The 8372-nt window shown below is 61.1% G+C and carries 9 protein-coding genes; 6 read left to right on the top strand and 3 right to left on the bottom strand.

Going from position 1 to position 8372, the window contains the following annotated elements; genetic code table 11:
• The first annotated feature begins 23 nt into the window (after nt 1-23).
• Entirely contained in the window at nt 24-449 is a 426-nt protein-coding gene (locus AAAB16_RS20485) for an OsmC family protein (RefSeq protein WP_110615531.1), read from the top strand.
• 72 nt (nt 450-521) lie between these two features.
• Here the strand turns inward: AAAB16_RS20485 and AAAB16_RS20490 are convergent, their stop codons facing one another.
• The 3 genes from AAAB16_RS20490 to AAAB16_RS20500 all read right to left on the bottom strand — a co-directional run bounded on the left by AAAB16_RS20490 (nt 522) and on the right by AAAB16_RS20500 (nt 2833).
• Nucleotides 522-1862 carry a cation:proton antiporter gene (locus AAAB16_RS20490; RefSeq protein WP_340664985.1) on the bottom strand — a complete coding sequence of 447 codons (1341 nt, stop codon included), beginning with the start codon at nt 1860-1862 and terminating at the stop codon, nt 522-524.
• Between the two features lie 105 nt (nt 1863-1967).
• Nucleotides 1968-2378, bottom strand: a complete 411-nt coding sequence (locus AAAB16_RS20495; protein WP_340664986.1) for a hypothetical protein — start codon at nt 2376-2378, stop codon at nt 1968-1970.
• A 41-nt stretch (nt 2379-2419) separates the two neighbouring features.
• Nucleotides 2420-2833: a hypothetical protein gene (locus AAAB16_RS20500; protein ID WP_340664987.1), complete on the bottom strand. Its 414-nt coding sequence runs from the start codon at nt 2831-2833 to the stop codon at nt 2420-2422.
• Nucleotides 2834-2931: 98 nt separating this feature from the next.
• Between AAAB16_RS20500 and AAAB16_RS20505 the strand changes: the two genes are divergently transcribed.
• The 5 genes from AAAB16_RS20505 to AAAB16_RS20525 all read left to right on the top strand — a co-directional run.
• Complete coding sequence (locus AAAB16_RS20505) at nt 2932-4026, top strand: aminopeptidase (protein WP_340664988.1); 1095 nt, start codon at nt 2932-2934, stop codon at nt 4024-4026.
• 24 nt (nt 4027-4050) lie between these two features.
• Nucleotides 4051-4284, top strand: a complete 234-nt coding sequence (locus AAAB16_RS20510; protein ID WP_340664989.1) for a DUF1161 domain-containing protein — start codon at nt 4051-4053, stop codon at nt 4282-4284.
• A 107-nt stretch (nt 4285-4391) separates the two neighbouring features.
• The gene (locus AAAB16_RS20515; RefSeq protein WP_340664990.1) at nt 4392-4910 is read left to right on the top strand and encodes a sigma-70 family RNA polymerase sigma factor; all 519 of its coding nucleotides are present in this window, start codon (nt 4392-4394) and stop codon (nt 4908-4910) included.
• Nucleotides 4907-5869, top strand: a complete 963-nt coding sequence (locus AAAB16_RS20520) for a FecR domain-containing protein (RefSeq protein WP_340664991.1) — start codon at nt 4907-4909, stop codon at nt 5867-5869. Before AAAB16_RS20515 ends, AAAB16_RS20520 begins: the two co-directional genes overlap by 4 nt.
• Before the next feature lie 122 nt (nt 5870-5991).
• On the top strand, nt 5992-8372 hold a 2381-nt coding region (locus AAAB16_RS20525), incomplete at its 3' end, for a TonB-dependent siderophore receptor (protein WP_340664992.1).

The raw sequence follows: 8372 nt of genomic DNA on the forward strand, positions 1-8372 counted from the left end.
ATCAAAGACACTGGAGAACACAGATGAAAAAGACAGCATCGGCTCACTGGCAAGGCGGCATCAAAGACGGTAAAGGCACCATCTCCACCCAGAGCGGCGTGTTGAAACAAAGCCCGTATGGCTTCAACACCCGCTTTGAAGATGGCCCTGGCACCAACCCTGAAGAACTGATCGGCGCCGCCCACGCGGGCTGCTTCTCCATGGCTCTCTCCAAAGAGCTGGGCGAAGCGGGTATGACCGCTGAAAGCATCGACACCCACGCGGAAGTCACCCTCGACAAAGTCGATGGCGGCTTCGCCATCACCGCTGTGCACCTAAAACTCAGTGCGAAGATTCCTGGCGCTGACCGTGAAGCATTCGAGAAGGCCGTGGAAACCGCGAAGACGGGCTGCCCGGTATCCAAAGTATTGAATGCCGACATCACCCTGGAAGCGACGCTGGAAAACTAAATACCGCCGCAGGGTGTGCTGTGCGCACCAGGCGTTCACCCCGCTACCCGCTGGTGCGCGCAGCACACCCTACTAGGCATTAGCCTTCTGCCGTTCATACCGGTCTAACAACGGCTGCGTGGTCAGCCCGTGCAGGCAAATACTCAAGGCCACCACCGATAACGTCAGGTTTACCGCCTCCTCAGCGGCCGAACCGTCCAAGCCGTGATTGAGCACATAGGCCAGGTAATACAGGCTGCCAATCCCGCGGATACCAAACCAGCCCATCAGCCGCCGTTGCCGGCCATCCACCGCTTTGCCGCGCACCAGGGCGATCACGCTTAACGGCCGAATTACGCAGAACAACGCCAAGCCCAACGGCAGCGCGCGCCAGTCCCAGTGAAAAGCCAGCAGGGCGCCGAGCAACGTTACCAGCAACACTTCCAGCACCCGCTCAACAATATCGCCAAACGATAAAATCTCGCCCATCAGCAGCCCCGCTGCCACCTTGGGCTCGGTGGTGTCGCTGGCCTGTTCCTTCATTGCACTCAAACTGCCCGCCTCTTTAGGTAATGCCGCCGCCACGGCGTCTTCGGCCGGCACGCTGGAGTTATTTGACGATGCAATCTCGGCATGGCGCAGACCGATGCCAGCCGCAAAGGCGGCAAGAAACCCCAGGGCGCCTACCGTCTCGGCTAGCCAGTACGACAGCGCGATCAGCGCCATGGCGAGAAAATCGTTGGGCGAGATGCTCGCGTCGCGGTGGCGGGTGCGCAGGTAAATAGCCAGGCGGCCAACCGTGCGCCCGAGCAAAAAGCCGATCAGCAGGCCCGCCGGAATGGCCCAGAGCAAACGCTGCATGGCCCAGCCAGTGAGCCAATCGCCGCTGGCGCCGTTGTGCTGAATCCATAACAGCGCAAACAGCACAAAGGGAAACGCCACGCCGTCGTTAAACCCCGCCTCGCCCGACAAGCCATAGCGCACTCGATCGAAATCGCGCGCATGGTTAACCTGCACCAGGCTGGCTAACACCGGATCGGTGGGGGCCAGCACCGCGCCAATCAGCATCGACAAACCAATGCCTAAACCGAGCCCGTAAAACCCCACCAGCGCCACCCCGGCAATGCACGCCAGCATCACCGGCCCGGCCAGCAAATAGGCGGCGCGCCACGCTGGGTCAGTAAACGCCAGGCGCAATTTCATACCGCCGCTAAACAGCGAGAACAGCACGGCGATTTCCGTCAGGTGTTCAAGCCAACCGGCTACCTCGGCAAATTTCAGATGCCACAGGCCCAGACCCAATGGGCCGATCGCTAAGCCGAAGGCCAGGTACAAAGTCGATGTGGTAACAGGTAACCAGCGCAGATACGCGGAGGCCAGGGTGAGGATCAGCAGAATGCTGCCCAGCACCACCATCCAGTGCAGAAAACTCATAAAGGACGCGCTCCCGTGATTGCACGGCGCGTCGAGATGACGCCGCGTTATCTAGGTTCGAGGCGCGCGGAGGAATATAGGTTCAGGCCCTATACGGTGTATTGGTTAGACCGGCCCACAGCGTTCGACGCTAACCTGCTTGAGCGCCTTACGCGGCATGGCATACAACCAAGCCTGCGTGCTCATGGCCACCGGCCGGGCTTCGATACGGTAGCGTTGGCCGGCAACAAAGTCGTACTTCACCTTCAGGTGGCAGGTGATCTGCCGCGGATTGCCCAGCGTGCCGCCGCCGTTCTCCACTTCAAACTGAAAGCGCGCATTCAGCTCGTGGCTGCCGGGGCTGACCTGAAAATAACGCCCATCCGCGACCTTTTTGCCGTCCAGTTTCTGCGCCATCAGGGTATTGCCCGGCGTGCTGTACAGCTCAATCCAGGCCTGTTGGGGATCAGCCTGCGGCAATGCGGCGGCGCAAGCGCTCAGGGGGATAGCGAGTAAGAGATAAGGCAGCAGGCGCATGGCGATCTCGGGAGGTGGGGATGGGCGCATGATGTTGCCAATCAAACGTCGCCGCAACGGCCTTCGCGGGCCTTGGCCAGCAACTGGTGCTGTTGGTTATAGAGCTTGGCCCAGGGGCGAAAGCCGATACTGCCAGCCACCAGATTGTAGCGTTGCCCTGCGGTGAATTCAGGGTAGTCGAGCTTTAGCACGCAGGTGCGATCCAGGCCCTGGCTGTCTGGGCCAATGTTGGTCGGTTCGACGGCAAATTGCAGACGCATATGCAGTTCGTGTTGGCCGGGGCTGACTTGGAAAAAACGATCATCGTCCAGCGTGGTGGCATCCACCTGGGCGGCCTGCAGCGTATTGCTTTCGCTGGTGCGCAAGTCAACCCAGGCCTGGCTTGGGTCGGGCGTGGGCATAAAAGCGCAACCGCCAAGGCTAAGCAGGCCGCTGGCGAGGAGGAATGGGCGCATAGGGAGACTCCGGGTCTGGTTTTATCGTTATCCAGCGGTGCGCGCGCGTGGCAGATGGGGTAGGTTCAGCGCCACCGTCTGCTGCTCTGGTTCGCGCGATGCCGCACTGCTTATCCCTGTTACTCGACCCGCCGCGCTGGCGCTGGGTTCCGCTGGCGCTGGTTTTGCTGCTGAACGGTTGCAGCTACTACACGCAATTACTCGGCGGTCAGCTCGACCTGCTGGCGCGTCGCGAGCCCATCAGCACGCTGCTGGCCAAACCCGATCTCGACCCGCAACTGCGCCAACGCCTGCTCCTGGCGCAAGACGCGCGCAGCTTCGCCAGCCGCCAGCTGGCCCTGCCGGATAACGGGAGCTACCGCTTGTACGCCGACTTGGGCCGGCCCTATGTGGTGTGGAATGTGTTCGCCACTGCGGAGTTTTCCCTGGAACCGCAGATTCATTGTTTCCCCATTGCCGGTTGCGTCGCCTACCGCGGTTTCTATGAGCAAAATCGTGCCCGCGGTGCCGCAGCCTTGCTCAAGCAGGAGGGGTTAGACACCTATGTTGCCGGCATTGAGGCCTATTCCACCCTGGGCTGGTTTGCCGATCCATTGCTTAACACCATGCTGCGCTGGGACGACCAGCGCTGGGTATCGGTGATCTTTCACGAGCTGGCCCATCAACAGTTTTACCTGCCAGGCGACACCGCCTTTAACGAGTCCTACGCCAGCTTTGTCGAAACCGAGGGCCTGCGCCAATGGCGATTGGCGCGCGGGCTAAAGAGCGCGGAAAACGGCGCGCGTGAGCGTCAGCGCGAACAGTTCAGCGCCCTGGTGTTGGCCAGCCGTGAGCGCTTGCAACGCCTGTATGCCAGCGCTACATCGGCAGAACAAATGCGCCGCGAAAAGGCCGAAGAATTTGAGCGCCTGCGCCGTGAATACCGTGTGCTGCGTACTACACAATGGGCCGGCGATGGTCGGTACGACGCCTGGATATACAGCCCGCTGAACAACGCCAAGCTGCTGCCCTTCGGCCTATACGACCAATGGCAGCCGGCCTTTGCCGAGCTGTTTCGCCAGGTTGGCGGCGACTGGCCGCGTTTTTACGCCGCGGTCAAAACGCTTGGCGAATTGCCCGATGCCGAGCGCCAACAACGCCTTGAGCAGTTGCAGCAACAACAGAGCAAATCTGCCACCGTGCAGTCGAACTAATCATCACCCTCGGAGCACGTTGCCATGAACAGAATCGTCCTTAGCCTGCTGTTCACCCTGCTCGCCGGGCAGGCAGTGGCGGCGCCAAAATCCTGCAGCGAGCTTAAGCAGGAAATCGAAAGCAAAATCCAGGCGGCCGGTGTGGTCAGCTACACGCTAGAGATCGTCGACGCCGCCGAAGCCAAAGACCCGAGCATGGTGGTCGGCAGCTGTGAGTTCGGCAGGAAAAAAATCATCTATCAGAAAAACGGCCGCTAATCCGCGCGCGGCTTAATGCCGCCGGCATTGCCGAAACCCCGACGCTGCCTTTAAGATGCGAGCCATTCTTATCTGCGGTCGCCTCTCAGGCAGCTCGGAGTTTTACCTTGGCCTTATCTCAGCCCGATGCAGTACAGCACAGCACTGTCACCAGCTTGTACCGTGATCATCACGGCTGGCTGCAAGGTTGGCTGCGCAAACGCCTGGGCGATCGCGAGCGCGCAGCCGATATTGCCCACGACACGTTTTTGCGTCTGCTGGTCAGCCGCCGCTTGCCCGGCATCCAGGAAGGCCGCAGCTACCTGGCGCAAATCGCCCGCAACCTGGTGGTGGACCAATGGCGTCGGCAGCGCGTTGAGCAGGCGTACCTCGACAGCATCGCCTACCTGGCTGAGGAGTCGACCCCCAGCCTGGAGACCCAAGCCATGATTCTGCAAACCCTGGTGCAGATCGACGCCATGCTCGATGCCATGCCGAAAAACGTGCGTAGCGCGTTTCTGCTCTCGCAGTTCGAAGGCCTGAGTTATGTGCACATTGCTGAGCGGTTGGGGGTTAGCGTCAGCTCGGTGCAGAAGTACATGCTGCGCGCCATTCAAGCCTGTTATCAGGTGCTCTACGCCGAATGAAACAGACCGCCGACGCTCCCGTTGCCCCCGCCATTGTTGCCCAGGCCAGCCATTGGTTGATGCTGCATTGGGGCGGTGAATTGAGTGCCCAGCAGCAAGCCGAATTTTATGCCTGGCAGGCCGCTCACCCGGAGCACCAGCGTGCCTGGGGAAGGCTACAACGCCTGCAGGGCACCTTGGCCGGCGTACCGCCGCACACCGCGCGCGCCGTGCTGCGCGAAGTGCCGGATCATCGCCGCCGCGACACGCTAAAACTCCTCGGTCTGTTGCTGGCCGCCGGTGGCAGCGGCTACCTGCTAACCAGCAGCCAATTTGGCCGCGAGCAATTGGCCGACGTGCGCACTGGCACCGGGGATATCCGCCACCTGCAATTGGCCGACGGCAGCAGGCTAGACCTTAACAGCGGCAGCGCGGTGGATATCCAATTCAGCGCCAGCGAGCGGCGTATCCGTTTGTTCAGCGGTGAGCTGCAATTGACCAGCGCCCATGAAGCCGGCGCGCATCGGCCGTTGATTGTGGAAACGGCGGCGGGCGAAATCGAAGCCCTGGGCACCCGCTTTAGCGTGCGCGAGCTGGACGGTGGCAGTCGTACCGACCTTTACGAGGGCGCACTGCAGATTCGTCCTCGGCATGCGGCTGCGGTGCCTTTGCAGGCCGGGCAAAGCGTGTGGTTTTCCGCCAGCCAAGTGGGCGCAACGCAGCCCGCGCAGAGCAACGCCGTAGCCTGGAGCAACGGCCGCTTGATCGCCGAACGGCAACCCTTGGGCGAGTTTCTCGCCGACTTAAGCCGCCATCGCCGTGGCCTGCTGCGCTGCGAGCCGGCGGCGGCCAAGTTGCTGCTGACGGGGGTATTTCCGCTAGCCGACACCGACCGCGTATTGGCCACCCTGGCGCAAACCCTACCGATTCAGATCGACTACCGCACCCGCTATTGGGTGACGGTACGGCTCACTAGCTAGACGTTTTTTCGCAGTTGTTGACGGGCGAAAAATATTTTCGCGTTGCCATTGTCGGTTTCTCCGCTTCGCTCGGGATACCTCTTGAAGCCAACCCCTATGCATTCTTCAAGAGGATTGCCGGAATGCCCCACCTGCGTTTTTCCCCCCTTGCCAGCGCCCTGTTTGTTGCGCTGCTCGCCGCGCCCTTGCTGTTGCCGAGCGCAGTGCAAGCCGCTGAGGCGGTGCAGCACAGTCAACGCCACTACGCCATTGCCCCCGGTAGCCTCGACCAGGCCCTGAATAGCTTTGCCAGTACCGCCGGCATTCTGTTGTCGGTAGACGCCGCGCTTACCGCCGGTAAAAGCAGCCCCGGTTTGCAGGGTGACTACAGCGCCGGCGAAGCCCTGGGCAAACTGCTGGCTGGCAGCGGCCTGACCGCACGTTTTGTGGAAGCTGATCGCGCCTTGTTGGAACCCATCAGTGCTGACAGCGGTGCGCTGCAATTGGGCGTCACCACCGTGTCGGGTGTTGGCCTGGGGGCCATCACCGAAGGCAGCGGTTCATACACGACTGGGGAAACGTCCACCGCCACCAAGCTCAACCTGTCGCTGCGCGAAACGCCGCAAACCGTCAGCGTGGCCACCCGCCAGCGCATCGACGATCAACAGCTCAACAGCCTGACCGATGTGCTTGAACAGATGCCCGGTTTGTCGGTTCAGCACATTGATACCGAGCGCTTTTCCATCTACTCGCGCGGCTATTCCATCGACAGCTACCAATACGACGGCGTGCCCACCACCCTGCAAATCACCACCAGCGCCACGCCGCAGAGCCTGGCCGACACGGTGGTGTATGACCATGTGGAAGTGTTGCGCGGCGCCAGTGGTTTGCTCACGGGCGCGGGCGACCCGTCAGGCACCATCAACCTGGTGCGCAAACGCCCGACCGACAGCTTCCAGGGTTATGTCAGCGCAGGGCTCGGTTCGTGGGATCTGTACCGCACCGAGTTGGATGTATCCGGCCCCTTGATCGACAGCGGCAAGTTGCGCGGCCGCCTGGTTGGCGCCTACCAGCAGAACAACAGCTACATCGACTATTACCAGCAGGAGAAAGAGGTTTACTACGGCATTCTCGAAGCCGACCTTAGCGACTCGACCTTGTTATCTGTGGGTGTCGACTACCAAAAGAACGACCCCAAAGGCGTGTCGTTTGCCAACTTCCCGCTGTTCTACAACGACGGCTCGCAAACCGACTTCTCCCGCTCAGTAAACCCGGCGGCAAAGTGGAGCGGGCGTAAGCAAAACACCCTGAATTCCTTTGCCATCCTGGAGCAACAGTTGGCCTACGACTGGAGCCTGAAGGTTTCGGCCAACCAGATGTACAGCTCGCGCAAAGGCACGTTGGCCTCGGCCAGCTGGGGCTTTCTCGACAAGACTACTGGCAACGGCATGATGCTCTTTGGCGGCGCTGGCGAGGCGTGGCAAAAACAGACCGGCGTCGACGCCCAAGCTCGCGGCCCATTCCAGTTGCTGGGCCGCGAGCACGAGTTGGTGGCCGGCTTTAACTACTCGCGCTTTGAAGACCGCAACTCGCCCGATGACGATGACATCGAAGGCCGCGCGATTAACTTTTATGACTGGAATAACCAGACCGCCAAGCCGGTTTCCAACGGCAAGTTGTGGGACAACGACACCCTGATTCGTCAGACCGGCAGCTACGTAGCCGCACGCTTCAAACCCACCGATGACCTGGCGGTGATTCTCGGCGCCCGTTCGAGTAACTACAGCTACCACTACACCCTGAGCAGCAATGTGCCGACTACCGCCAAGGAGCATGGCGTGGTCACGCCCTACGCTGGCGTGGTCTACGACCTCAACGATAGGCACGCGGTGTACGCCAGCTACACCAGCATCTTTAAACCGCAAACCTACCGTGACCGCAACGGCGCCAGCCTCGACCCGCGTGAAGGCGATAACTACGAAGTGGGTTTAAAGAGTGAGTACTTTGGCGGCCGCCTGACCAGTGCCGTGGCCCTGTACGCCATCAAGCAAGACAACTTGGCCGAGCGCGACCCCGGCTTGCTGGTGCCGGGCACCACCGTGCCTGCCTACCGCGCGCTGAAAGGGGCGAAAACCAAAGGCTTCGACCTGGAGCTCGGCGGCGAGCTAATGCCCGACTGGAATGTGACGGCCAGCTATAGCCACAGCGTGACCAAAAACGCCGAGGGCGAGCGGATCAATACCGTGGCGCCCATGGATATGGTCAAGTTGTGGAACACCTATCGGCTACCTGGCGCGCTTAACCGCCTGACCATTGGCGGCGGGGTGAACTGGCAAAGCGGCATCCACTTCAGCGCCACGTCCTGGCAATTGCCCGGCACCACGCTCAAGGCCGAACAGGGCGACTACGCGGTGGTCGACCTGATGGGGCGTTACCAATTTGACGAACACCTGTCGGCGACCCTCAACGTCAATAACCTGTTCGACAAGAAGTACCTCAGCGCCCTGGATGACACGTTCTACGG

The organism is Pseudomonas sp., from assembly GCF_037994325.1.
Taxonomy (GTDB): Bacteria; Pseudomonadota; Gammaproteobacteria; order Pseudomonadales; family Pseudomonadaceae; genus Aquipseudomonas.